This is a genomic window from Pseudomonas sp. A1230, assembly GCF_044218825.1.
Classification (GTDB): Bacteria; Pseudomonadota; Gammaproteobacteria; order Pseudomonadales; family Pseudomonadaceae; genus Aquipseudomonas; species Aquipseudomonas iridis.
This window is the reverse complement of the sequence record NZ_CP162582.1, coordinates 5,522,454-5,547,397: the sequence shown is the minus strand read 5'-3', so window position 1 is coordinate 5,547,397 and position 24,944 is coordinate 5,522,454. Positions and strand designations below refer to the sequence as shown.

Below are 24,944 nucleotides of genomic sequence, written 5' to 3'. Positions count from 1 at the left end.
CGGCTCCGGTGGAATGGGGGGCTAAAAACCCGCGCAGTTTACAGGGAGTCTGAAAACGTAGCGAGCGAAGACGCCCGGTAACGTGCGTCGGGGCGCAATTGCCTGTATCAGACGTGAATGGGTACAGAGAGTTCAGGTAGCGGGTTTAGCGTAGTTGGAAATCAGATGAATGTGGATGCGGCCAGATTGGTCAGGTCTTGAATATTGACTGACTGTCAGGTCCTCATCGCTGGCAAGCCAGCTCCCACAGGTTTTCCTGGCGTACACAAAATATGTGGTCGGACCAGAATCACTGTGGGAGCTGGCTTGCCAGCGATTGGCGCGCAGCGCCGGCCATTCTCAGGAATTGGTCGGCGGCTTGCGCAACAGACTGAACGCCATCGCCCCAAGAAACACCACACTCAGCAACAACACCGCCCACAGCCCGATCTTCTTCCAATTGGTCCCAGCCACGGCTGCTGTGGTCGTGGTCGACGTCTGAGTAGCCACCACATCCCCCTGAACCGTCGCCTTGCCCAATGTCGCCAGTTTCTCCGGTTTGAAATCCGGTATCAGCGTCGTCAACGGCAGATTCGCCGTTTTCACATTCGGATTCCCCAACGCCAGACTGTACGGGCCCTCCCCTCGCGCAAGGAAGATCACCTGCGTCGCCCGTATTGCGTATTTCAGGCTCGGCACCTGTTCACCCAAACCGCCGCCGCGCTCATCCACAGTCAGCTTCAACTGCTGCACGGTTTGCCCGTACAGCTGCAATTCGTTCTGCACCACGTCCTGAGCATTCTGCGTCAGGCGATAGAGCAGACCGCTGCTCAACGTCTGCCACGGCAGGCTGCTGTCGCGTCGACCCGCCAAGGTTACCGGCGCCAGACTGTTCGATTGCTTCAGCTCGACCTGGACCCGCTCGACATTCAGCCCCATCGGCAACTGCCAGGTGTATTCGCCGGGTTTGCTGCTACTGCCCGCCAACGCTTGCGACCAGACCAACGGCAGCGGCACGTTACGCGGGTCGCTGCTTTTCAGCTGGGCCGAGGTCAGGACCGGTGCCGAATTCGGCGACTCCCAGAGCAGTCGCAGATAACGCGCCGATTGCCCCGGCAGAGTCACCTCATGCTGCTCGATCCGCTCATCGGAAAAGGTCAGCCGCGCCACCTGCCCCTCGCCCCACGGCTGCCAACGCTGCAAGTCGTCGCTGGCCTCGATGCTGAAACGCTGGAAGCCATCGCGCTCGCTGGTCCAGTCGAGGATCAACTGCTGCAATGGTGCCTTGATCGCACTGGCATCAAGCAACCAGCCGCGCAGCACTTCTTCACCCGCCTCCAACTGACTGGATGGCTGCACCTCAACCAGCGTGCCGTTGGTGGTGGATTGCACCCGCACGTTGGGCGCGCGCTCAGTGGCGTCGGCGGCGTTGTACAGCGGGAACCACTTCACCTCGTGCAACTGGCCGTCGTCGCGGGTTTTCGCCGATTCGCGGGCCAAGGCGTAGGCCTGTGATTCGCCGGCAGCGTTGAATACACGCAAGTCGCTGAGATCGGTCTGGCGCGCCTGCAATTGCGCGCTCAGCGGCAACTCCAGGCGATACCACGGCCCATCGCCCGTCACCGACAGCGGCACCTGCGTGGCGAAGTCCGCCGGTTTTTCCTGAGCGCCGGCAACCATCACCACGCCCAACGCCAACCACCCCAGATTCAGCATGCGACTCAAGATGCAACTCCTTCGGTTTCCGGGGCTGGCTTTTGCGCCGCCGGGTCAGCTTCGACGCGTTTGGGTGGCAGCGGCGCGAAGTAGCCCACCACCAACAGCAATACGCCAACGCCGATAAACGAGACGATCCGGGCGAGGCCGCCACGGTTGCTCAGTTCGACAAAAATCAGTTTGGCCACCACCAGCGCAATCAGCGCTGCACCGATCAGCCAGACTTCACGACGATGACGCAGGTGTCCGCCGATCATCAGTCCCAGCGCCATCAGCGTCCAGACGATGGACAACCCGGCTTGCACCAGCATAGAGGCGAGCAGCTGATCGAGTTCGAATGGAATGCCGGCCCAGTGGTGCGCGGCGCGGGTCACCAACGCGGTGCAGAAAGCGAACAGTGAAACCCCGGCGACCAGTTGCGTGGCGTAATCGGCGTAGTCCTGACGGATCGACAGCTGCGAAACTGCGCTGCGTGACCAGACGTAAATGCCGAACAAGGCGAACAGCAAACCCAGCTCCAGCGGATTGAGCAGCGGCACGTACGGCAATGGCTCAGCGTTGCCATCGCTGACCCCGTTGGCCATCCAGAACCACGCAAGCATCAACACTGCCAAAGGCGCGGCGGCATACAGACGATACTCGCGGGCGAACGCCGCCATCGGCCAAGGCCAGTTGCGCGGTGCTGCCGCCAGCAACAGATACAGACTCGGCAGAAGCGCCCAACCCAACCAGCGCCAGGCGTTGTATTGCTCGGACAACAGGAGCAAGCCGTAGCGCAACTCCAGCGCGAGCACGCCGATCAGCAGCCAGCAACCGAGCACATGGGCGGCACTCAAGGCCCGTGCCGGCAACATTGACGCCAAACGGCGCAAGCTGAAGAAGTGCACAGCGAACACCAATGTCCACGTCAGCCAGCCGAAGTCTGCCGCTGGGTGATAACGCGAGTGCCAAGCCGCCAGCAACACCAAGCCTGACGCGGGGATCAGCAGCGTGCAAAGCAAGCCCAGCGCCGGCCACTTCAAGCGCAGCGACAGCAGCGTCCACAACAGAACACTCAACGCCGCCACCAACAGCAGCAACGTACCTTGCAGTGTCACCGGTGCAAAACGCAGCACCTCACTGACCCACGCCAACGCCCACCAACCAGCGCCCCATACCAGCAAGACTTGGGACAGACGCTGCAAACTCAGCGCATCAAATGCTGAAGCGTGATTGCCCCGTTGCAGGCGCCAGGCACCGATCATCGCCGCCAGCCCCAGCACCAGCGGCGTCCAGAACCCACCATGGGCCAACGGCTTCAGACCTTCGGAAGACAACGGCCCGAGCAACTCGGGGCCGGCGAGCAAGAACGCCGCGCCACCGATCACCTGCAACAGCAGTCCGAAGACAAAACTCACACGCTGTTGGAGGTACAGGCTCAGCCAGATAATCAGCAAACCGCTGGCGGCCCACACCGCACTCGCCGTTTGCCACGGCAGGACAAACAACACCGCCAGATTGATCAGCGCCAGGCCGGCCAGCAGCACCACCGACAAACCGCGCAACAGGCGTACGTCGCCGCGCACCATTTCGTCGCGAGCGGCCAAAAGCATGCCGGCGATCAGCGCCAGGCCAATCAAGGATGCGCTGAGCAGACCGCTCCAACCGGCACTCAATACCGCCGCCGAATCTTCGCCAGCGCCCTGCAGCCGCAGCAGGAACAACGCACCGCCGAGCAATTGCACTCCGAACGCGGTGAACAGGAACGTGCGCGATTGCAGCCGCAGGCCTACAAACAAGGTCGCCAGGCCGGCCAACGCCCAACTGATCGCCGTGCCCTGAATGAAGAAAAACAACGGCGCCAGCAGATAAAGGAACGTCAGCCCCAGGCACGCCAACACCGGCAACCCCTGGCGTTCCCAAAGCGAAGCCTGCTCCGGCGTGGCTTTGCGCAGTTGATAGAAGCTGAACAACAGCGCCGCGCCGAGCATCAACGCGCCCAGTGGAGCACCATCGAGCAGGCTCCTTTCGCCGATATTCAGTTGGCTGAGAAACGCCAGCGCAGAACCGAACTGCAGCAACAACGCAAAGGCCCGGGCGAACGGTCGATGCTGACGCAAGCCCAGCCAGAAAATCCCTGCGCCCTCCACCGCCCATGCCGCCGACGTCCAGCGTGCATCAAGGCCCAGCGGAATCGCCAGACTGGCGAAAATCACCCCAAGTGCCAGACAGGTTTCGCCCAGCAGTACCGCGCGCCCGCCCATCAACACCTTGGCCAGGCCCATGTAAATCATGCCCAGCGCCAAGGCACTGAATGCGGCGGCGAACTCAAGATGCTGGACCAGCGCAAACTGCAACCCGAAGCCCACGATTGGCGGGCCGAACAGCATCGTTCCGTCAACGTAATCGCCCTTGCGCGCCGACCAGTGCAGCAGCGCCTCGCGATCACCGTCCGCAGGAGCGTCAGGCATATCGAGCAATTTACGCCGGGCAAACAGCAGGCCGATGGCGAGGTACATCAGGAAGAACAGAATCAGGAATGGCTCGGTGCTCAACAGCAGTTCCGGCGCGTAAGAGCGCAGGCCCCAGGCGAAGCCAATGCCGAAGGTGCCGACGAAACCGATCAAGTTAAGCAGGCGCCAGGCCTTGAACCAGGCGATGGCGAGAATGCCGGCATTCAGCAGCGCGAAATAACTGAACAGCGCGACATGGTTGCCGGCGCCGGTCGAGGTCAGGATCGGTGCGGCGAAACCACCCAGCGCAGCCGCGGCAGCCAGGCCCAACGCATCTTGCGTGATGGCGAGGATTGCCGAGAACACCGTGACCGCCACCAGCAAACCCAGCGCGGCGGAAGGATCAAGCAGCGGATGCAATCGCATCGCCGCAAACACCGTCAGGTACAGCACCGCGATCCCGGTGCCTTGCAGCATCAATGCGTAGCCGTTGTTACGCTGGCGCAGCCACCAGCCCAGCGCCAGCAAACCCAATGCCGCGGCCGCGACCCCGGCGTAACGCAATTCGATCGGCACCACCATGCCTTCGGTGGCGTAACGCAGCAGAAACGCCAGACCGAAAAACAACAGCACCACGCCGACACGCAGCACGGTGTTGCCACCGAACAACCAGTTGCGTGCAGCGCTGATGCCGCGCTCGAAAAGGTTCGGGCCACGGGGTTCGGCGGGTTGTTTGGGTTCGGTAGTGACGGCGTCCAGACGCCAGACATCGTCCGGCAATGGTTGACCGGCTTCGCTGGCGACGGCGGATATTGGCTCACGTTCGGGCGGCAGTTCCCAAACCAGTTCGGGTGCCGGGGCGTCTTCGACGATGTCGACAGACTCACTGACCGGTTCAACGCCTGGCGGTGTCACCGCATGAGAAGGCGAGCCTTCCAGCAGAAACAGACGCTGCGCAACGCCTTGCAAAGCCTCCCTGACCTGTTCAAGTTGGTGCTGTTGCTCGGTCATCTGCGTGCCCAGGCGCGCGATGCGGATCGTCTGACCAATCGCCAGGCCCAGCAGCGCACCCAACAGCGCATCACTGAGCGATTCGTCGAGCAGCCAGCCGAGCACCAGCCCGATCAACATGAACATCCATTGCATGGTCGATATCCCTAAGCGGCCCACAGGGGGCGAGTCCGGCAATTGCATCAGTCTAGGCACAAACCTTGTGGGAGCGAGCCTGCTCGCGAAAGCGTTGTCACATTCAACAGAAATGTTGACTGACAAACCGCTTTCGCGAGCAGGCTCGCTCCCACAGTGGCTGTGTTGTGCCTGAACCAGCACTGACCGGCGCTCAGTATATCGATCCGGCCCAACAACCGTTGGGCCTTGCGTACATTTTGTTGCGGAAAGTTACTCCAGCGCCTTCCAGATATCCGTGGCGTACTCGCGGATTGTCCGGTCGGACGAGAACCAGCCCATCCGCGATGTATTCAACACCGCCGAACGCCACCAGTTATCAGCGTCATGCCAATGCGCTTCGACGCGCTTCTGTGCTTCCCAGTAGGAGTCGAAGTCGGCGCAGACCAGGAAGCGGTCGTAGTCCACAAGCGAATCGATCAGCCCGGTATAGCGCGAAGTGTCATCCGGCGAGAACACGCCGCTGCGGATCGCTTGCAACACATCGTTGAGGCGATGGGATTCCGCGATGTCCGGCGCAGCGCTGAACTCGTGGTTCTGTTTGCGCGCTTCAACCTGCTGGGCGCTGAGGCCGAAGATGAACATGTGCTCGGCGCCAATACGCTCGCACATCTCCACGTTGGCGCCATCAAGGGTGCCGATGGTCAGCGCACCGTTGAGGCCGAACTTCATGTTACTGGTGCCCGACGCCTCGAAACCGGCGGTGGAAATCTGCTCCGAAAGGTCCGCCGCCGGAATAATGCTCTCCGCGAGGCTGACGTTGTAGTTAGGCAGGAACACCACTTTCAACAGGCCACGCACGGTCGGATCGTTGTTCACCACCCGGGCGATATCGTTAGTCAGCTTGATGATCAACTTGGCCTGGTGATAACTCGCCGCCGCCTTACCGGCGAAGATCTTCACGCGCGGCACCCAGTTGACTTCCGGCTCAGCGCGAATCGCCTGATACAACGCCACGGTGTGAAGCAGATTAAGCAATTGGCGTTTGTACTCGTGGATCCGTTTGACCTGCACGTCGAACAACGCCGCCGGATTGACCGCGACCCCCAGCCGTTCATGAATCAGATAGGCCAAGGCTTTTTTGCTGTGCAGACGTTGTTCGGCGAAGGCTTTGCGGAACGCAGGTTTCTCGGCGAATGGCTCCAGATCCAGCAGGCGTTCTTCAGGGTTGTCGAGCAGGTCCGGGCCGAGGGCATCAACCAGCATCGACGTCAGCTCGGAGTTGGCCTGGTACAGCCAGCGGCGGAAGGTGATGCCGTTGGTTTTGTTGTTGATCCGCTCCGGGTAAAGCTTGTGCAGCTCGGAGAATACGGTTTTGCGCATCAGTTGCGTGTGCAACCCGGACACGCCGTTGACGCTGTGCGAACCGAGAAACGCGAGGTTGCCCATGCGCACCCGACGACCGTTGTCCTCTTCAATCAGCGACACCGCGCGCAGCACGTCGAAATCATGAATGCCCTTGGCGCGCAGCGAATCGATGTGCTGGGCGTTGATCAGGTAAATGATCTGCATATGCCGTGGCAGCATGCGTTCCATCAAGCCGACCGGCCAGGTTTCCAGCGCTTCGGGCAGCAATGTGTGATTGGTGTACGAGAGCGTATCGACCGTCACCTGCCACGCCGCATCCCATGCCACGTCGTAGACGTCGACCAATTGGCGCATCAGTTCGGCGACGGCAATCGAGGGGTGCGTGTCGTTGAGCTGGATGGCGGCGTGATCGCCCAGGGTCAGCACCGAGGTGTGCGTGTTGCGATGGCGACGCAGCAAATCCTGCAACGAGGCGGCGACAAAGAAGTATTCCTGACGCAGGCGCAGTTCCTGCCCGGCCTCCGTGCTGTCCGCCGGATAGAGCACGCGGGAAATACTTTCGGCACGGGCCACTTCAGCGACAGCGCCCAGGTGGTCACCAGCGTTGAAGCGCTCCAGGTGCAGATCTTCCATCGCCCGCGCACGCCACAGGCGCAAGGTATTGACGCTCGCCCCACGCCAGCCGACTACCGGTGTGTCGTAGGCAATTGCGCGGACGGTCTCGGCAGGTGACCAGACTTGCCTGGATTGGCCGCTGGCATCGATGACGGTTTCCACGCTGCCACCGAAGCCGATGGGGTAGGCGACTTCCGGACGCTCGAACTCCCACGGGTTGCCGAAATCCAGCCAGTGCTCGGTCTGCTCCTGCTGCCAGCCATCGACGATGGCCTGGCGGAACAAACCGTGTTCGTAACGAATACCGTAACCGTGGCCAGCAATGCCGAGGGTCGACATGCTTTCCATGAAGCACGCCGCCAGTCTGCCGAGGCCGCCGTTGCCGAGCGCCGCGTCGGGCTCCAGCAGGCGGATGCGCTCAAGATCGACGCCGAGCTCGGTCAGGGCTTCACGCGCCACATCGAGCAGGCCAAGGTTGCTCAGGCTGTCGTAGAGCAAGCGGCCGATGAGGAATTCCAGCGAGAGGTAATACACCCGCTTCTGACCTTTGCGGTAGATCTGCCGGGTGTGGTCCATCCAGTGCTCGACCATGTGATCACGCGCGGCCAACGCAATGGCTTCGAACCAGTCATGGTCGAAGGCGTGATCAGGGTCTTTGCCCACCGCGTAGGTGAGTTTGGTCAAAACGGCGTCGCGGAATGCGGCCACCTCTGCTTCGCGAACTAGTGGTTCTTGAGTCATTGATACGACCTCGGGCGAGCGGGGAATTGTCTGAGCCTAGACGGTCTGACCGACGGCGGAGGCTCTGGTTCGGCAGTATTTCCTGAGACAGGAGATGGCCCGGCATTACCCTGGCGGATGAGCTAATGAATGCAGGGGCCGTGCCGAATTGTTCGGCAAAATGCCTGCATGCAGAAAAAATCTGGCGAAAGGTTGTTCAAAAATCCACCAGTCCCGGTATGATCGCGCGCCCTGATGCACACGCCTGGTAACTCCCGATGATGAAGCCCAACCTGATTGCCGCCGCCGAGATCGATCGTCTCGATACGTGGGCCAAATATACGGCCCCGATGTGTGGCTCTTGTATCTCCAGCTGCTGCACGCTGCCGGTCGAGGTCAAGATCAAGGATCTGGTGCGCATCGGCGTGGTCGACGAGTTCGAACTGGGCGATCCGCCGAAGAACATCGCCAAGCGTTTGCAAAAGGAAGGCTTGGTTGAACGCTTCAACCAGAAGTCGGGCATCTTCACCCTCCAGCGCATGAGCAACAACGATTGCTACTACCTGGATCGTAAGAGCCGCCTGTGCACCATTTATGACAAACGCCCGGACACTTGCCGCAACCACCCGAAGATTGGCCCACGGCCGGGGTATTGCGCGTACAAGCCGAAGGAAGTGGTGCGCGAGCAGAATTTTCGGGCGATCGAGAAGTTCTAAAAATCAAAAGATCGCAGCCTTCGGCAGCTCCTACAGGGAAATGCGTTCCAATGTAGGAGCTGCCGAAGGCTGCGATCTTTTTTGCTTTTTACACTCCAGACAAACAAAAACGCCCCCGGTCTCGCGACCGGGGGCGTTTTCATTCAGCCTGAACTAAATACTTAGATCTTGGCTTTCTTGGCAGCGCGGGTACGCTCGCTTTCGTCCAGGATCTTCTTGCGAAGACGGATGGACTTAGGAGTAACTTCGCACAGCTCGTCTTCCTGGATGTATTCCAGAGCCTGTTCCAGAGTGAACTTCACTGGTGGAACCAGAGCGATGGTTTCGTCTTTACCCGAAGCACGCATGTTGTCGAGCTTCTTGCCTTTGGTTGGGTTGATACCCAGGTCGTTGTCGCGGCTGTTCTGGCCGACGATTTGACCGGTGTAGATCTCTTGACCGTGTTCAACGAACAGCTTGCCACGCGCCTGCAGGGTTTCCAGGGAGTAGGTCAGAGCCTTGCCGGTTTCAACCGAAACCAGAACGCCGTTCTGACGGCCGGACATGTGGCCCGACTTGACGGTGTCGTAGCGATCGAAGATCGAGGTCAGGATGCCAGCACCGTTGGTCAGGGTCAGGAACTGGTTACGGAAACCAATCAGACCACGAGCAGGGATGTTGTATTCCAGACGCACACGGCCTTTGCCATCCGGCACCATGTTGCTCAGGTCGCCCTTACGCAGGCCCATCTCTTCCATCACTTTGCCCTGAGCTTCTTCAGGGATGTCGATGGTCACGTTTTCGAACGGCTCTTGCTTGACGCCGTCTACTTCACGAATGATCACTTCCGGACGGCCCAGGGCCAGTTCGAAGCCTTCGCGACGCATGGTTTCGATCAGTACCGAGAGGTGCAGCTCACCACGGCCGGAAACCTTGAACTTGTCAGCGGTGTCGCCTTCTTCAACGCGCAGAGCAACGTTGTACAGCAGCTCTTTGTCCAGACGGTCCTTGATGTTACGGGACGTCACGAACTTGCCTTCTTTACCGCAGAATGGCGAGTCGTTTACCTGGAAGGTCATCGAAACGGTTGGCTCGTCGACGGTCAGAGGCTTCATCGCCTCGACAGTGTCCGGGTGGCACAGGGTGTCGGAGATGAACAGCGAGTCCATACCGCTGACGCAAACGATATCGCCTGCGAAAGCTTCTTCAACGTCGATACGGTGCAGACCGTGGTGACCCATCAGCTTCAGGATACGACCGTTACGCTTCTTGCCGTCGGCACCGATAGCAACAACCGGAGTGTTCGGCTTGACGCTACCACGAGCGATACGGCCAACGCCGATAACACCCAGGAAGCTGTTGTAGTCCAGTGCCGAGATTTGCATCTGGAACGGACCTTCACGGTCAACTTTTGGCGCTGGAACGTGGTCGACTACCGCTTGGTACAGCGGGGTCATGTCTTCAGCCATGTCGGTGTGATCCAGACCGGCAATGCCGTTCAGGGCCGAGGCGTAAACAACCTGGAAGTCCAGTTGTTCTTCGGTAGCACCGAGGTTGTCGAACAGGTCGAAGATCTGGTCCAGAACCCAGTCCGGACGCGCGCCTGGACGGTCAACCTTGTTGATGACCACGATCGGACGCAGGCCGGCTTCGAAAGCCTTCTTGGTCACGAAACGGGTTTGCGGCATAGGGCCGTCTTGAGCGTCAACCAGCAGCAGAACGGAGTCAACCATCGACATTACACGTTCAACTTCGCCGCCGAAGTCGGCGTGGCCCGGGGTGTCCACGATGTTGATGTGGTAGCCGTTCCAGTTGATGGCGGTGTTTTTCGCCAGAATGGTAATACCGCGCTCTTTTTCCTGGTCGTTGGAGTCCATCACGCGCTCGTCGTTGAGCTCGTTGCGCTCCAGAGTGCCGGATTGACGCAGGAGTTTGTCTACCAGGGTGGTTTTACCATGGTCAACGTGGGCAATAATGGCGATGTTGCGTAGATTTTCGATCACTTGTGTATCTCGATCAGAGGATTCGGTTTGCTGACAAGTCTTGGCAGCGATTAGCAGTAGTGTCCGGCATGGCCGTTACAGCTTGACGGCGGTGTCGGGGGGCCGGTGACGCAGGCCACAGGCAAACAGCCCCGGGCACTTAGCTCGGTCGATAAACGCGCACATTGGCATGCCCCTCACTGAGCAAATGGTGGGCATGCAGGCGACTCATCACGCCTTTGTCGCAATACAGCAGGTACTGGCGAGTAGGGTCCAGTTCCTTGAAACGTGCGTTCACTGCATAGAACGGCATCGTCTGTACCTCTATGCCGGCAAGCTCCAGCGGTTCGTCTTCAGCGGCATCCGGGTGACGGATGTCGATGACGATCTGACCGGCCAGCGCTTCGCCGACTTCTTCAATCTGCAAATCCTGGCCCAATTCATCGATGACTCGATCAATGGCGACCAGTTTGGCGTTGGCGAGCGCACGCTCGAGCACCGCCATATCGAATTCTTTCTCTTCGTGTTCAACGCGGCCACGCTTGGCGGCGGTCTTCGGATTGACCGAGATGACCCCGCAGTACTCCGGCATGTGCCGGGCAAAATCGGCAGTGCCGATTTCGTTGGCCGTGTCGATGATGTCCTGTTTGTGCGCAACGATCAGCGGACGCAGCACCAGCTTGTCGGTCACGCAGTCGATCACCGACAGGTTCGGCAGCGTCTGGCTCGATACCTGGGAGATCGCTTCGCCGGTGACCAGCGCATCGATGCTCAGGCGGTCGGCGATGACAGAGGACGCGCGCAACATCATACGCTTCAATACGACGCCCATATGACTGTTATCGACTTTACCGAGAATTTCGCTCAACACTTCTTCGAACGGCACACTGACAAATAGCACGCGTTGCGAGCTGCCGTACTTCTTCCAGATGAAGTGCGCGACTTCCATCACGCCCAATTCATGGGCACGACCGCCCAGATTGAAGAAGCAGAAGTGCGCCATCAGGCCGCGGCGCATGATCTGGTAGGCCGCAACGGTGGAGTCAAAGCCGCCGGACATCAATACCAGCGTCTGCTCCAAAGCGCCGAGCGGGTAACCGCCGATGCCGTTGTGCTGGCTGTGGATGACAAACAACCGTTTGTCGCGAATTTCCATGCGGACTTCGATTTCCGGCTTTTTCAGGTCGATTCCGGCGGCGCCGCACTCACGGCGCAGCTTGCTGCCGACGTATTTTTCGACGTCCATCGAGCTGAACACGTGCTTGCCTGCACGTTTGCAGCGCACCGAGAAAACCTTGCCCGCCAGCGCATCGCCGTAGTGCTGTTTGCACTTCTCGGTGATGTCGTCGAAGTCGCCCAGCGGGTACTCGTCGATCTGCAAAAAGTGTGCAATGCCCGGCATGCACGTCAGGCGTTCGCCCATCTCTTTAAGGGCTTTGGCGTCGGTAACACGGGTTTCCAGTTCGAGGTTGTCCCACACACCGTTCACCACCACAGCCGGGTCCAGATCGCGGAGCACGGCGCGGATGTTTTTGGCCAACTGGCGGATGAATTTCGTCCGGACAGGTCGACTCTTGATGGTGATCTCGGGGAAGACTTTTACGATTAGTTTCATGAAAACAGCGCGCGCAGGGCCAGCCGAAAAAGGGGGGCGCGGATTATAGCGGAAATTGCTCAAGGTTTAACCAGTTAATGTGCAGAAGGTTTTGCATGCACCAAAACAGGTCATTTTCAGATCAAGACGCTACATTAGAGGGCGATAATTTCTGCATTAAGACGTTTTGCACCTTAATAAGCGTGAATATGGGGCATAAAACCCATGCTGGGGCACTGGCATGCAATTTGCTCCCTTGTGAGGCAGGTTGCCTTGGCAGAGTATTCGCGCCGGCATCACCACTATTAAGGGCATCCACTACCCGCCCTAATTCACCCGGAGGACACTATGTCGAAGTCGGTTCAACTCATCAAAGATCATGACGTCAAGTGGATTGATCTGCGCTTCACGGACACCAAAGGCACTCAGCACCACGTGACCATGCCGGCTCGCGATGCGCTGGAAGACGACTTCTTCGAAGTCGGCAAGATGTTCGACGGTTCCTCCATCGCTGGCTGGAAAGGCATCGAAGCCTCCGACATGATCCTGCTGCCGGACGACGAAACTGCCGTTCTCGACCCGTTCACCGAAGACGCCACCCTGATCCTGGTGTGCGACATCATCGAACCGTCGACCATGCAAGGCTACGATCGCGACCCGCGCGCCATTGCTCACCGCGCCGAGGAATACCTGAAGACCACCGGTATCGGTGACACCGTCTTCGCCGGCCCAGAGCCAGAATTCTTCATCTTCGACGAAGTGAAATTCAAGTCGGACATCTCCGGCTCGATGTTCAAGATCTACTCCGAACAAGGTTCCTGGATGTCCGACCAGGACATCGAAGGCGGCAACAAGGGTCACCGTCCAGGCATCAAGGGTGGCTACTTCCCGGTTCCGCCGTTCGACCACGACCACGAAATCCGTACTGCCATGTGCAACGCACTGGAAGAAATGGGCCAGACCGTTGAAGTTCACCACCACGAAGTGGCAACTGCCGGTCAGAACGAAATCGGTGTCAAGTTCAACACCCTGGTGAAGAAAGCTGACGAAGTTCAGACTCTGAAATACGTTGTACACAACGTTGCCGACGCTTACGGCCGCACCGCTACCTTCATGCCGAAGCCGCTGTACGGCGACAACGGTTCGGGTATGCACGTACACATGTCCATCTCCAAAGATGGCAAGAACACCTTCGCTGGCGAAGGCTATGCCGGCCTGTCCGAAACCGCTCTGTACTTCATCGGCGGCATCATCAAGCACGGTAAGGCACTGAACGGCTTCACCAACCCGGCCACCAACTCCTACAAGCGTCTGGTGCCAGGCTTCGAAGCGCCGGTAATGCTGGCCTACTCGGCTCGCAACCGTTCCGCCTCGATCCGTATTCCTTACGTCAACAGCCCTAAAGGCCGCCGTATCGAAGCACGTTTCCCGGACCCGGCTGCCAACCCGTACCTGGCTTTCGCAGCACTGCTGATGGCCGGCCTGGACGGTATCCAGAACAAGATCCACCCAGGCGATGCCGCTGACAAAAACCTGTATGACCTGCCGCCTGAAGAAGCGAAAGAGATCCCACAAGTTTGCGGCAGCCTGAAAGAAGCCCTGGAAGAGCTGGACAAGGGCCGTGCGTTCCTGACCAAGGGCGGCGTGTTCTCCGACGACTTCATCGACGCTTACATCGCGCTGAAATCCGAAGAAGAAATCAAGGTCCGCACCTTCGTACACCCACTGGAATATGAGCTGTACTACAGCTGCTGATCCGGTAGCGCTGCGCTACGCGGCGTGACAAAAAGAGGCCTCCTTCGGGAGGCCTTTTTTGTGTGCGCTCATCCATGGATAATCCGCCGTTTCTGCGCCGCGACTGGCGCCTTGACGAAGGGATTCGTATGAAGTGGTTATGGGCTCTGACCCTGATGGCCGGCCTCGCCAGCCAGACTGTTAACGCGGCCGAGTTTTATGAAAACAAAACGCTGGCTCATCCGCTGATTCAGGGTTTGCAGGAGAGCTCGGCCACTCTGGCATTTATCAAAGAAGCCGGCGGTGTCAAAGGCTATTACTGCGTATGCGACAAGCCTGAGGCTAGCCCACAACGGCTGGATGACTTCGGCCAGGCCTCCATCGAATCGGTGTTCCTGACGCAACTCGACAGCGAAGATCCCATCCGCCTGGTGCTTTTCAAGCAGCAAACGAAATACCGGATCTACGCCTACAAATACGACGCCAGCAGCCAGCTCTACACACGCGTCACAGGACTGCAAAAAGCCCTCGACCGAATCGCCGAAGGCCAGAAGCGGCTCGACGCCCTCACAATCAAGAAAGCAATGGCGCAGCTAACGCCGATCAACTATCGCTTCTACTACGAGCAATCGGGCATTCCCGAGTTTGACCAACTCGATCTCACCGCAGGAGCGCTGGTCGGTTATTTCGATGAACAGACCAAACCACTCGACATCAACACGCCCGGCACTGGTCAGTACTATTTCAAAAAAACCTATCAGGAAAAAAACGGGCGTTTTCTCACCGTCACGTTTTGGCGCGGCATCAATACGTCCCTTAACGACGGCAATCGCATGCTCTACAACTACCAGGTCAGCCGCATGGCCTGGGAAACCGCGCCCGCTACTTTCAGCGGTAGCGAGGATGGCGATTCGGTTTCCTTCAATTTCGGCGAAATCAGCGGCCAAGGCTCATACGAAAAAGGTGTGCGCGTGGGTGCCTGGTCTTTCACCAAAGAGTCTAAATACTCGGCCAGCGGTCACTATGTGGCGGGCAAGCGACAGGGTGAATGGGTCGAAACCGAATATTCGAAGACCTTGACCGGCCAGTATGTCGACGGTGAACGCGAGGGGCGCTGGACGATCCTCGACGATGGCGATCCCGATAACACGACGACCGGGTTCCAGACATACAGGCGTGGCGTACTCGATGGTCCGAGTGAAGAAATCACTGGCACCATTACCGTGCGTGGCAATTTTATCAACGATCAGCGCGAAGGCCCTTGGGTGACCGAAGCCGGCACCGGTTTTTACCACAATGGCGTGCAAAGCGGTCTGTGGACGCTCAAGGCTGATAAAGGCCACAGCCAGACAGTGAACTTCGTTGCCGGCAAAAAGGATGGCGAGTTACGCGACACCGATGCCAGCGGTGTCCTGACGTTGATCGAGCATTACACGGCTGGCGTACTGAATGGCACTCGCGAGGGCTACAGCCCAAGCGGTAAACGGCTCTACTCGCAGTCCTACGAAAACGGCAAACTCGAAGGCCGATCGCTGGGTTACAGCGACGACGGCCAAGTGCTGATGAACGATATTTCCTGGCATAACGGAGAGCGCGAAGGTCCCTATCTGACCTTTCTGCACGACGGCACACCTGCAACAGTTGGACGCTTTGAAACGGGGCGCTTTATCGGCCTGATGAAACGCTACGACGAAAATGAAATGATCTATGAGGAATCCAATTGGTGCCGCTTCGACAAGAACGGCCCGACCATTGATCGCTGTGGAAAATTTCGTACGTTCACCCACGGCAAACTGACCAACGAAACGGATTTTTTGTTTGGCAGCAGCCAGGCCGAAGTCAGTTACGACTACAAAACCGGCAATAAGACCCGCGAAAAGATCATCGGTGAAAACGACCAGATCACCGTGCGCACGTATTACGAAAACGGCCAGATCGAATGCCAGAAAAACTCGGTGGGCTTCAGTTGGATGACCGTCAACCAACAACAAGTCAAAAGCTACGAATACGGCGGTGATCTGGCCGGTGAACAGCTTTGCTATTACCGCAACGGCGTGGTCAAAAGCCGGGCGTTTTACGACAAGGGGCCGGTCGGTTGCACGATCCAGTACGACGAGACCGGAAAACAAACCTACCACGGCCCTGAAGGCTGCCCCAGCCCCGTAGCGCCCGTCGGAAAGCAGAAACGCATGCTCAACTTCAGCAGTTGAGCAATCAGTCAAAACCGGGATGGTTTGTGTGAGCGGATGTTGTCTCAGTTAGGCTTACCGTCGTCCCTGGCCTATGCTGCAAGCCAATCTCATTGTTGATCGGTCGAGCCCATGGGTCGTGGTCTTCTATTCCTCCTGCTGGTTATTGCCCTGCCCGCCGTCGCGCAGATCTACAAATACACCGACGCCAACGGCCACACGGTGTACAGCGATCATTCGCCGGACGGCGTCGACGCGCAGCCGGTGGAGTTGCCGCCGCTCAACCGTGTCGAATCGCAAACGCCGAGCACGCCCCCAGCGGTCGAGACAGACAATCGCCAGCCTGAGCGCAACGCTTATGAGGTGCTGGAACTGGCCGGCCTGCCCACTGAAGAAGCCCTGCGCGCCAACAACGGCACCTTCACTGTCAATGTGCTGATCAAGCCGCGCCTGCAACCGCCGCATCAATTAAGACTGGTTTTGGACGACGAGCCTTACGGGCAGCCGAGCAACGTGCCAATCCTGCAACTGGTGAATGTCGATCGCGGCGAACATCGTCTGGCCGTGCAGGTGATCGACGGCGAAACGATCGTCCAGCAGAGCCCGCCAGTACTCTTCACCGTGCAAAGGGTGCACAAGCCATGATCCGCGCATGGCTGATCGCCGCGCTGGCCATGACAGCGCTGCACGCCTCGGCCGAGGTGTTCACTTATATCGATGCGCAGGGCAATCGTGTCTACACCGATCAGCCACGGGGCAACGCCAAGCGGGTGCCGCTGACCACCAGTAATCGCATGCCGGCTACCCCCACGGCTGCTGCGCCGATGACCACCGCGAAAAAATCGCCGGAACAACCCCCGTTCCATTACGACATGCTGCGCGTTCTGGTGCCCGAGCCCGACGCGACCATTCGCAGCAGTGCCGGTGAGCTGATCGTCAGCATCACCAGCGAGCCCGGCTTGCAAAAGGGCCATCTGTATCGCTTGCTGCTGGACGGCAAAGCCACCGGCGAGCCCGGCGTCAGCCCGGTTTTTCCGCTGAGCAATATCGACCGTGGCAGCCATAGCCTCTCGATAGAAATTCTTGATGCGCAGGGCCGCACTGTCGAGCGCACCGCCAACCAGCCCTTCCACATGTTGCGCATCTCGCTCGCGCAAAAACGCCAGGTTAAACCCTGCGTTAATGAGGACTACGGCGTGCGCCCCGAGTGTCCGCTGAAAGACAAACCCGAAGAGCCTAAAAATCCCTTCCTGCGTTTCTTCTAACGCCATTCAGCTTTGCGCACTATATTGGTGCAATAGATTGCACCGTACTCACATTCCATCCCATTTTGGTTCGAAACTTCCCGTTCCAGCTGGCAGAACGCCACGCAAACGAGCGTCAAACGCCCGTTTCAGGGGTTGAACGCTTCTTTTCGGAGCCTTGGTTTGGTTTTTGCATTTTCCATCTAAACACGCTTGTTTCTTGCGCACGCTCCGCCCCCAAAAGAGGCCTTGATGACTATTAGCGACGCAATCCCACGCTTGCTGCTCGACAACCTGACCACCGCCACCATCTTGCTCGATGCCGAATTGCGCCTCGAGTACATGAACCCGGCAGCGGAGATGCTGCTGGCGATCAGCGGCCAGCGCAGCCATGGGCAGTTCATCAGTGAGCTGTTCACTGAGTCCACCGAGGCGCTCAACTCGTTGCGCCAGGCCGTGGAGCAGGCGCACCCGTTCACCAAGCGCGAAGCCATGCTCACCGCCCTCACTGGTCAGACCCTGACGGTGGATTACGCGGTGACGCCGATCCTCAACAACGGCGCGACCCTGCTCCTGCTGGAAGTCCACCCGCGAGATCGCCTGCTGCGGATCACCAAGGAAGAGGCACAGCTGTCGAAGCAGGAAACCAGCAAGATGCTGGTGCGCGGCCTCGCCCACGAGATCAAGAACCCGCTCGGCGGCATCCGTGGCGCTGCGCAATTGCTGGCCCGCGAGCTGCCGGAAGAAAGCCTGCGCGATTACACCAACGTGATCATTGAAGAGGCCGATCGCCTGCGCAATCTGGTCGACCGCATGCTGGGTTCGAACAAGTTGCCGTCGCTGGCCATGTGCAACGTTCACGAGGTGCTCGAGCGCGTGTGCCATCTGGTCGAAGCGGAGAGCCAGGGCTGCATCACCTTGGTGCGCGATTACGACCCGAGCATTCCCGACGTGTTGATCGACCGTGAACAAATGATTCAGGCCGTGCTGAACATCGTGCGCAATGCGATGCAGGCGATCAGCAGCCAGAACGAGCTGCGTCTGGGCCGCATCAGCTTGCGTACCCGGACCATGCGCCAGTTCACCATCGGCCACGTCCGCCATCGCCTGGTGACCAAGATCGAGATCATCGACAACGGCCCGGGCATTCCGGCGGAACTGCAGGAAACCATTTTCTTTCCCATGGTCAGTGGCCGCCCGGACGGTACCGGGCTGGGCCTGGCCATCACCCAGAACATCATCAGCCAGCACCAGGGCCTGATCGAATGTGACAGCCATCCAGGCCACACCACGTTCTCGATCTTTCTGCCACTGGAACAAGGAGCCACATCGACATGAGCCGTAGTGAAACCGTGTGGATCGTCGATGACGACCGTTCTATCCGTTGGGTTCTGGAAAAGGCCCTGCAGCAAGAAGGCATGACCACCCAAAGCTTCGACAGCGCCGATGGCGTGATGAGTCGTCTGGCCCGTCAACAGCCAGACGTGATCATCTCCGACATCCGCATGCCGGGCGCCAGCGGTCTGGACCTGTTGGCGCGGATTCGTGAGCAGCACCCACGGCTGCCGGTCATCATCATGACCGCTCACTCCGATCTGGACAGCGCTGTCGCCTCCTATCAGGGCGGTGCGTTCGAGTACCTGCCAAAGCCGTTCGACGTTGATGAGGCGGTGTCGCTGGTCAAGCGCGCCAATCAGCATGCGCAAGAACAGCAAGGCCTGCAGGTCGTGCCAGCACTGACCCGCACCCCTGAAATCATCGGCGAAGCGCCGGCGATGCAGGAAGTGTTTCGTGCCATCGGCCGCTTGAGTCACTCCAACATCACCGTGCTGATCAATGGCGAATCCGGCACCGGTAAAGAATTGGTCGCCCACGCTCTGCACCGTCACAGCCCGCGTGCGGCCTCGCCGTTCATCGCGCTGAATATGGCGGCGATCCCCAAGGACCTGATGGAGTCCGAGCTGTTCGGCCACGAGAAAGGCGCGTTCACCGGCGCGGCCAACCTGCGTCGCGGGCGCTTCGAACAGGCCGATGGCGGCACGCTGTTCCTCGATGAAATCGGCGACATGCCGGCGGACACCCAAACCCGTTTGCTACGGGTTCTGGCCGATGGCGAGTTCTATCGCGTTGGCGGCCATGTGCCGGTCAAGGTTGACGTGCGGATCATCGCCGCGACTCACCAGAATCTGGAAACCCTGGTGCACGCCGGGAAATTCCGTGAGGACTTGTTCCACCGCCTCAACGTGATCCGTATCCACATTCCTCGCCTGTCGGATCGTCGCGAAGACATCCCGACGCTGGCCCGACACTTCCTCAGCCGCGCGGCGCAGGAACTGGCGGTCGAGCCGAAGTTGCTGAAAAGCGAGACTGAGGAATATCTGAAGAACCTGCCGTGGGGCGGCAACGTGCGACAGCTGGAGAACACCTGCCGCTGGATCACGGTCATGGCGTCCGGGCGCGAAGTGCACATCAGCGACTTGCCGCCAGAGTTGCTCAACCTGCCGCAGGATTCGGCGCCAGTGACCAACTGGGAGCAAGCGCTGCGCCAGTGGGCCGATCAGGCGTTGGCGCGTGGCCAGTCGAACCTGCTCGACAGCGCAGTGCCGGCGTTTGAGCGGATCATGATCGAGACGGCTCTGAAGCACACCGCCGGGCGTCGTCGTGATGCCGCGGTCTTGCTGGGTTGGGGGCGAAATACCCTGACGCGCAAGATCAAGGAATTGGGGATGAAGGTCGATGGCGGGGATGATGATGAGGGGGATGAGGGGTAAAAACCTCGTTCGCTTGAGGCCGTATGTGTACTCAAGATATCTCCCCCTCACCCCAGCCCTCTCCCGAGGAAGAGGGAGCCGATTTATGTCGCTGCCAAATGTGAGTTCGACTCGGACTTTCATGTCGGCGTAGTTCTTTATAACAACTCGGTCAGTCCCCTCTCCCTCTGGGAGAGGTTAGGGTGAGGGCAATTCAGCCGTGCACCACCGTAATGCACTTTGACCCGCAATCGAGCATATCCGGCGGCTGACTAGCCAAATCCAAACCACTGCAAAACTTCAACTTCGAAAACACGAAAGCCCCGTAATCTGGGGCTTTCGTGTTTCCGACAGCTGCTTTTGTTTCAAAAAATTAAAACCTGGCACACCTCCTGCAATAACTCTTACAGGTGATTCGTTTCACCACCCGTTTCGGGGACCTTGGTACAGGCAGGCCGGGGATTCCCCTCTTTACATCGGGCTCGCACCGCAAAGCGACGAGCTCACCCTTTTGGGATCCTTGGTACAGGCAGGCCGGGGGTTCCCTCTTTACACCGGGCGTTTCGCTCAAGCGAAAGTCCACCCCGTTTTGGGAACCCTGATACAGGCAGGTCAGGGATTCCCGCTTTTATTGCTCTCGCAGGTGAATCTCCAGCCGCCAGCGGTCATCGACCTCGCTGCCGGCCCAATCGCCCTGCAGCGGCCGCGCCGCCAGCACCGTCAGCAACAACCCGCCATCACTCATTCGCGTACGCCAATTCACATCTTTGCCATTGAGCTTGAGCTGGCCTTTCTGCGACCGCCCATCAGCCTGAAACAACAGCGCCACCGTGCCGTCGATGATCTCGCCGTGCAGTTTCGGTTCGTTGTTGAACCACACCACCAACCCGCTTTCAGTCACTTCGACCTGCTGCAATACGCTCGGATCTGGCGTGGTCAGGCGGCCAATCATCAAACCGATCATCAATCCGACAATCGCCAACGAACCGATCACCCGCGGGAATAGTTTCGAACGCGAGTCCGCTAGCGGCGTAGAATGCGCGTCATCTTTACCTTCGGAGCCGTGCATGTTTCACGTCATCCTTTTTCAACCAGAAATTCCGCCGAATACCGGCAACGTTATCAGGCTGTGCGCCAACAGCGGCTGCCACCTGCATTTGATCGAACCGCTTGGCTTCGAGATGGACGACAAGCGCCTGCGTCGGGCCGGTCTCGACTACCACGAATACGCCACGCTGCAACGCCACGCCGACCTCGCCAGTTGCCTGGAAAGTTTAGGCAATCCACGCCTGTTCGCGTTCACCACCAAGGGTTCGCGGCCGTTTCATGATGCTGCGTTCGTGCCGGGCGATGCGTTCATCTTCGGCCCGGAAAGCCGAGGCCTGCCACCAGAAGTGCTCGACGCCCTGCCGGCCGAACAGCGCCTGCGCCTGCCGATGCGCGAAGGCTGCCGCAGCCTGAACCTGTCCAACACCGTGGCGGTGGCCGTGTATGAGGCGTGGCGGCAGAACGACTTCAAGTAACACTGCAGCGGATCTATCAACCCTCTGTAGGAGCTGCCGAAGGCTGCGATCTTTTGATCTTGTTTTTCGGGGATCAAGATCAAAAGATCGCAGCCTTCGGCAGCTCCTACACGAAGGTTTCGTTTGCCCCATGAAAAAAGCGCCGTTTGAAGGCGCTTTTTTCATGGGGCAAACGAAGCTTTTATTGAACGGTTGGCGTCTCGCCGCTTTCCTGCATGCGCTGCAGCTCTTGCGCGTACAGGGCATCGAAGTTCACCGGAGCCAGCATCAGCGCCGGGAACGAACCGCGGGTTACCAGGCTGTCCAGGGTTTCGCGAGCGTACGGGAACAGGATGTTCGGGCAGAACGCACCCAGGGTGTGGCTCATCGAAGCCGCGTCCAGGTTCTTGATCAGGAAGATACCGGCCTGTTGCACTTCAGCGATGAAGGCGACTTCTTCACCGTTTTTCACGGTAACGGACAGGGTCAGTACGACTTCGTAGAAATCGCCTTCCAGTTCTTTCTGACGAGTGTTCAGATCCAGACCGACCGCCGGGTCCCACTGCTGGCGAAAGATCGCCGGGCTTTTCGGGGCTTCGAAGGACAAGTCGCGTACGTAGATGCGCTGCAAGGAGAATTGCGGTGCGGTTTCTTCTTCGCTGGCTGCAGTGTTCTGTTGGTCAGTCATCTCAGATCCTTTCTGATCTTGGGTCTTTTAGGGAGTGCTGTACGTGGGTGCAGCCGTTCAGGCCTTGAGCAGCGCGTCGAGCTTGCCGGCGCGCTCCAGGGCGAATAAATCGTCACAGCCGCCGACGTGCTTGCTGCCGATCCAGATCTGCGGCACGGACGTGCGTCCGGCTTTCTGGGCCATTTCGGCACGCACCTGCGGCTTGCCATCGACCTTGATCTCTTTGAAGGCCACGCCTTTGTTCTCGAGCAGGTACTTGGCTCGCGAGCAGTAAGGGCAGTAATCGCTGGAGTAGACGATGACTTCGCTCATGTCACTTCACCAACGGCAGGTTGTCGCCTTTCCAGCTGGAGATCCCGCCGGACAGCTTGGCGGCGGTGAAGCCGGATTTCATCAGTTCGCGGGCATGAGTGCCAGCGGTCTGGCCCAGGGCATCGACCAGAATGATGGTCTTGGCCTTGTGTTTTTCCAGCTCGGCGACGCGTGCGGCCAGTTTGTCCTGAGGAATATTCACCGCGCCAACGATGTGGCCGGCAGCGAAATCCTTGGCTGTGCGAATGTCTACCACCACGCCTGCATCTTTGTTGACCAGCGCGGTCAGCTCACCGGTGCTCAGGCTTTTACCGCCGCCCTGCATCGTGTGCGCCAGCAGCAGAGCCAGCAGTACGACGAAGATACCGACAAGAATGTAGTGGTTAGTGGCAAATTCAATCAGGTGAGCAACCATCGAAGGAGGTTCCAGGGCGTTAAAATGTCGGCCAGTATACACAGCCACTATGGTGGGCCAAACCCCGTCCGGCGGTGACGCGGTCGGAACTTCGCTTTAAACTCCAACTCCCTTTTCCATCGCCCTCTTCTTTATTAGCCACGAGTGGATTCCATGACTACCACGCCTAAACCTTTGGTCCTGATCATTCTCGACGGCTTCGGTCACAGCGACAGCCCCGAATCCAATGCCGTTTTTGCGGCGAAGAAGCCTGTGCTGGATCGCCTGACGGCCAACCAGCCGAACGGCTTGATCTCGGGCAGCGGCATGGACGTCGGTCTGCCGGACGGCCAGATGGGCAACTCCGAAGTCGGCCACATGAACCTCGGCGCCGGTCGTGTGGTGTATCAGGACTTCACCCGCGTGACCAAGTCGATCCGCGACGGCGAGTTCTTCGAGAACCCGACCCTCTGCGCCGCTGTGGATAAAGCCGTGGCTGCCGGCAAAGCCGTGCACTTCATGGGCCTGCTGTCGGATGGCGGCGTGCACAGTCATCAGGATCACCTGATCGCCATGGCCGAACTGGCCTTCAAGCGCGGCGCTGAAAAAATCTATCTGCACGCTTTCCTCGACGGCCGCGACACGCCGCCCAAAAGCGCTGCTTCGTCGATCGAACTGCTCGATGCGACTTTCCAGGCACTCGGCAAGGGCCGCATCGCCAGCATCGTCGGCCGCTACTTCGCCATGGACCGTGACAACCGCTGGGATCGCGTGGCCCAAGCGTACAACCTGATCGTCGACGGCAACGGCGAATTCAACGCTGCCACCGCTCAGGAAGGCCTGGACGCCGCTTACGCCCGTGGCGAGAGCGACGAATTCGTCAAAGCCACCACCATCGGTGAGCCGGTCAAAGTCGAAGACGGTGACGCCGTGGTGTTCATGAACTTCCGCGCCGACCGTGCCCGTGAGCTGACCCGCGTGTTCGTCGAAGACGATTTCAAGGACTTCGAGCGCGCGCGCCAGCCAAAACTGGCCGGTTTTGTCATGCTGACGCAATACGCCGCGAGCATTCCTGCACCGTCGGCTTTCGCGGCGGGCAGCCTGGAAAACGTGCTGGGCGACTATCTGGCAAAAAACGGCAAAACCCAGCTGCGCATCGCTGAAACCGAGAAATACGCCCACGTCACCTTCTTCTTCTCCGGCGGCCGTGAAGAACCGTTCCCGGGCGAAGAACGCATCCTGATCCCGTCGCCGAAAGTCGCCACTTACGACTTGCAGCCGGAAATGAGCGCGCCGGAAGTGACCGACCGTATTGTCGACGCCATCGAAAACCAGCGTTACGACGTGATCGTGGTCAACTACGCCAACGGCGACATGGTCGGCCACAGCGGCGTGTTTGAAGCGGCAGTGAAAGCGGTTGAATGCCTGGACACTTGCGTCGGGCGCATCGTCGAAGCACTGGACAAGGTGGGCGGCGAAGCGCTGATCACCGCTGACCACGGCAACGTCGAAAAAATGGCCGATGAAGAAACTCACCAGGCGCACACCGCACACACCACCGAGCCGGTGCCGTTCATTTACGTCGGCAAGCGTGACCTCAAGGTCCGTGAAGGCGGCGTGCTGGCGGACGTGGCGCCGACCATGCTCAAGTTGCTGGGTCTGGAAAAACCGGTGGAAATGACCGGGACTTCGATTCTGGTTTAATCCGCGGCCTCAAAACACCTCTCAACCCTGTGGGAGCTGGCTTGCCAGCGATAGCAATCTGAAAGCCAACAGCTATGTTGAATGTTCAGACGCCATCGCTGGCAAGCCAGCTCCCACAGTGGCTTATGGGGTTTTCGAAATGGAATTAAGCCTGTCTGGCGCTCCAGTTATCACACAGCCCCAATTGGGCGTTTTTTTTGC

18 protein-coding genes are annotated in these 24,944 nt (G+C 59.1%); 9 read left to right on the top strand and 9 right to left on the bottom strand.

Features of this window, described 5'->3' with window-relative positions; genetic code table 11:
* Positions 1-339 precede the first annotated feature (339 nt).
* The 3 genes from AB4P97_RS25875 to AB4P97_RS25865 all read right to left on the bottom strand — a co-directional run bounded on the left by AB4P97_RS25875 (position 340) and on the right by AB4P97_RS25865 (position 7,976).
* The gene (locus AB4P97_RS25875; protein ID WP_395601788.1) at positions 340-1,704 is read right to left on the bottom strand and encodes a DUF3999 domain-containing protein; all 1,365 of its coding nucleotides are present in this window, start codon (positions 1,702-1,704) and stop codon (positions 340-342) included.
* Complete coding sequence (locus tag AB4P97_RS25870; protein WP_395601787.1) at positions 1,701-5,273, bottom strand: DUF2339 domain-containing protein; 3,573 nt, start codon at positions 5,271-5,273, stop codon at positions 1,701-1,703. The genes AB4P97_RS25875 and AB4P97_RS25870 overlap by 4 nt, the downstream gene beginning before the upstream one ends.
* 252 nt (positions 5,274-5,525) lie before the next feature.
* Positions 5,526-7,976 carry a glycogen/starch/alpha-glucan phosphorylase gene (locus AB4P97_RS25865; protein WP_261736230.1) on the bottom strand — a complete coding sequence of 817 codons (2,451 nt, stop codon included), beginning with the start codon at positions 7,974-7,976 and terminating at the stop codon, positions 5,526-5,528.
* A gap of 257 nt (positions 7,977-8,233) precedes the next feature.
* Here AB4P97_RS25865 and AB4P97_RS25860 point away from each other — a divergent pair, with 257 nt between their 5' ends.
* On the top strand, positions 8,234-8,671 hold the full coding sequence (locus AB4P97_RS25860; RefSeq protein WP_042557215.1) for a YkgJ family cysteine cluster protein: 438 nt from the start codon (positions 8,234-8,236) through the stop codon (positions 8,669-8,671).
* 161 nt (positions 8,672-8,832) lie between these two features.
* On the opposite strand, the gene typA is transcribed toward AB4P97_RS25860, so the two are convergent.
* Both typA and thiI read right to left on the bottom strand, forming a co-directional pair.
* Positions 8,833-10,653: a translational GTPase TypA gene (typA, locus tag AB4P97_RS25855; protein WP_042557214.1), complete on the bottom strand. Its 1,821-nt coding sequence runs from the start codon at positions 10,651-10,653 to the stop codon at positions 8,833-8,835.
* Positions 10,654-10,792: 139 nt separating this feature from the next.
* Complete coding sequence (thiI, locus tag AB4P97_RS25850; protein ID WP_210624047.1) at positions 10,793-12,247, bottom strand: tRNA uracil 4-sulfurtransferase ThiI; 1,455 nt, start codon at positions 12,245-12,247, stop codon at positions 10,793-10,795.
* A 327-nt stretch (positions 12,248-12,574) separates the two neighbouring features.
* Here thiI and glnA point away from each other — a divergent pair, with 327 nt between their 5' ends.
* The 6 genes from glnA (at position 12,575) to ntrC (ending at position 20,164) form a co-directional block, all read left to right on the top strand.
* Positions 12,575-13,981, top strand: coding sequence for a glutamate--ammonia ligase (gene glnA / locus AB4P97_RS25845; protein WP_042557212.1), 1,407 nt, complete (start codon positions 12,575-12,577; stop codon positions 13,979-13,981).
* A 128-nt stretch (positions 13,982-14,109) separates the two neighbouring features.
* Positions 14,110-16,170 (top strand): hypothetical protein, encoded by a 2,061-nt coding sequence (locus tag AB4P97_RS25840; RefSeq protein WP_395601786.1) that lies wholly within the window; start codon positions 14,110-14,112, stop codon positions 16,168-16,170.
* Between the two features lie 111 nt (positions 16,171-16,281).
* Positions 16,282-16,794: a DUF4124 domain-containing protein gene (locus tag AB4P97_RS25835; RefSeq protein WP_395601785.1), complete on the top strand. Its 513-nt coding sequence runs from the start codon at positions 16,282-16,284 to the stop codon at positions 16,792-16,794.
* Positions 16,791-17,414 carry a DUF4124 domain-containing protein gene (locus AB4P97_RS25830; RefSeq protein WP_395601784.1) on the top strand — a complete coding sequence of 208 codons (624 nt, stop codon included), beginning with the start codon at positions 16,791-16,793 and terminating at the stop codon, positions 17,412-17,414. The genes AB4P97_RS25835 and AB4P97_RS25830 overlap by 4 nt, the downstream gene beginning before the upstream one ends.
* Positions 17,415-17,645: 231 nt before the next feature.
* Entirely contained in the window at positions 17,646-18,731 is a 1,086-nt protein-coding gene (glnL, locus tag AB4P97_RS25825) for a nitrogen regulation protein NR(II) (RefSeq protein ID WP_042557209.1), read from the top strand.
* Positions 18,728-20,164: a nitrogen regulation protein NR(I) gene (gene ntrC / locus AB4P97_RS25820; RefSeq protein WP_042557208.1), complete on the top strand. Its 1,437-nt coding sequence runs from the start codon at positions 18,728-18,730 to the stop codon at positions 20,162-20,164. Before glnL ends, ntrC begins: the two co-directional genes overlap by 4 nt.
* A 607-nt stretch (positions 20,165-20,771) precedes the next feature.
* Here the strand turns inward: ntrC and AB4P97_RS25815 are convergent.
* Positions 20,772-21,212, bottom strand: coding sequence for a hypothetical protein (locus AB4P97_RS25815; RefSeq protein ID WP_042557207.1), 441 nt, complete (start codon positions 21,210-21,212; stop codon positions 20,772-20,774).
* On the opposite strand from AB4P97_RS25815, the gene AB4P97_RS25810 reads away from it, so the two are divergent.
* Positions 21,211-21,666, top strand: a complete 456-nt coding sequence (locus AB4P97_RS25810; RefSeq protein WP_003220777.1) for a tRNA (cytidine(34)-2'-O)-methyltransferase — start codon at positions 21,211-21,213, stop codon at positions 21,664-21,666. The genes AB4P97_RS25815 and AB4P97_RS25810 overlap by 2 nt on opposite strands.
* Before the next feature lie 181 nt (positions 21,667-21,847).
* Here AB4P97_RS25810 and secB read toward each other — a convergent pair whose 3' ends face one another.
* From secB to AB4P97_RS25795, 3 genes are read right to left on the bottom strand one after another with little or no spacing between them, the layout of a single operon-like run.
* On the bottom strand, positions 21,848-22,333 hold the full coding sequence (gene secB, locus AB4P97_RS25805) for a protein-export chaperone SecB (protein ID WP_042557206.1): 486 nt from the start codon (positions 22,331-22,333) through the stop codon (positions 21,848-21,850).
* Between the two features lie 57 nt (positions 22,334-22,390).
* Positions 22,391-22,645, bottom strand: a complete 255-nt coding sequence (grxC, locus tag AB4P97_RS25800) for a glutaredoxin 3 (protein WP_042557205.1) — start codon at positions 22,643-22,645, stop codon at positions 22,391-22,393.
* Position 22,646: 1 nt separating this feature from the next.
* A complete protein-coding gene (locus tag AB4P97_RS25795) occupies positions 22,647-23,060 on the bottom strand; it encodes a rhodanese-like domain-containing protein (protein ID WP_042557204.1) in 414 nt (137 codons plus the stop codon).
* Positions 23,061-23,213: 153 nt separating this feature from the next.
* Between AB4P97_RS25795 and gpmI the strand changes: the two genes are divergently transcribed.
* Entirely contained in the window at positions 23,214-24,743 is a 1,530-nt protein-coding gene (gene gpmI / locus AB4P97_RS25790) for a 2,3-bisphosphoglycerate-independent phosphoglycerate mutase (RefSeq protein WP_395601783.1), read from the top strand.
* Positions 24,744-24,944: the final 201 nt, after the last annotated feature.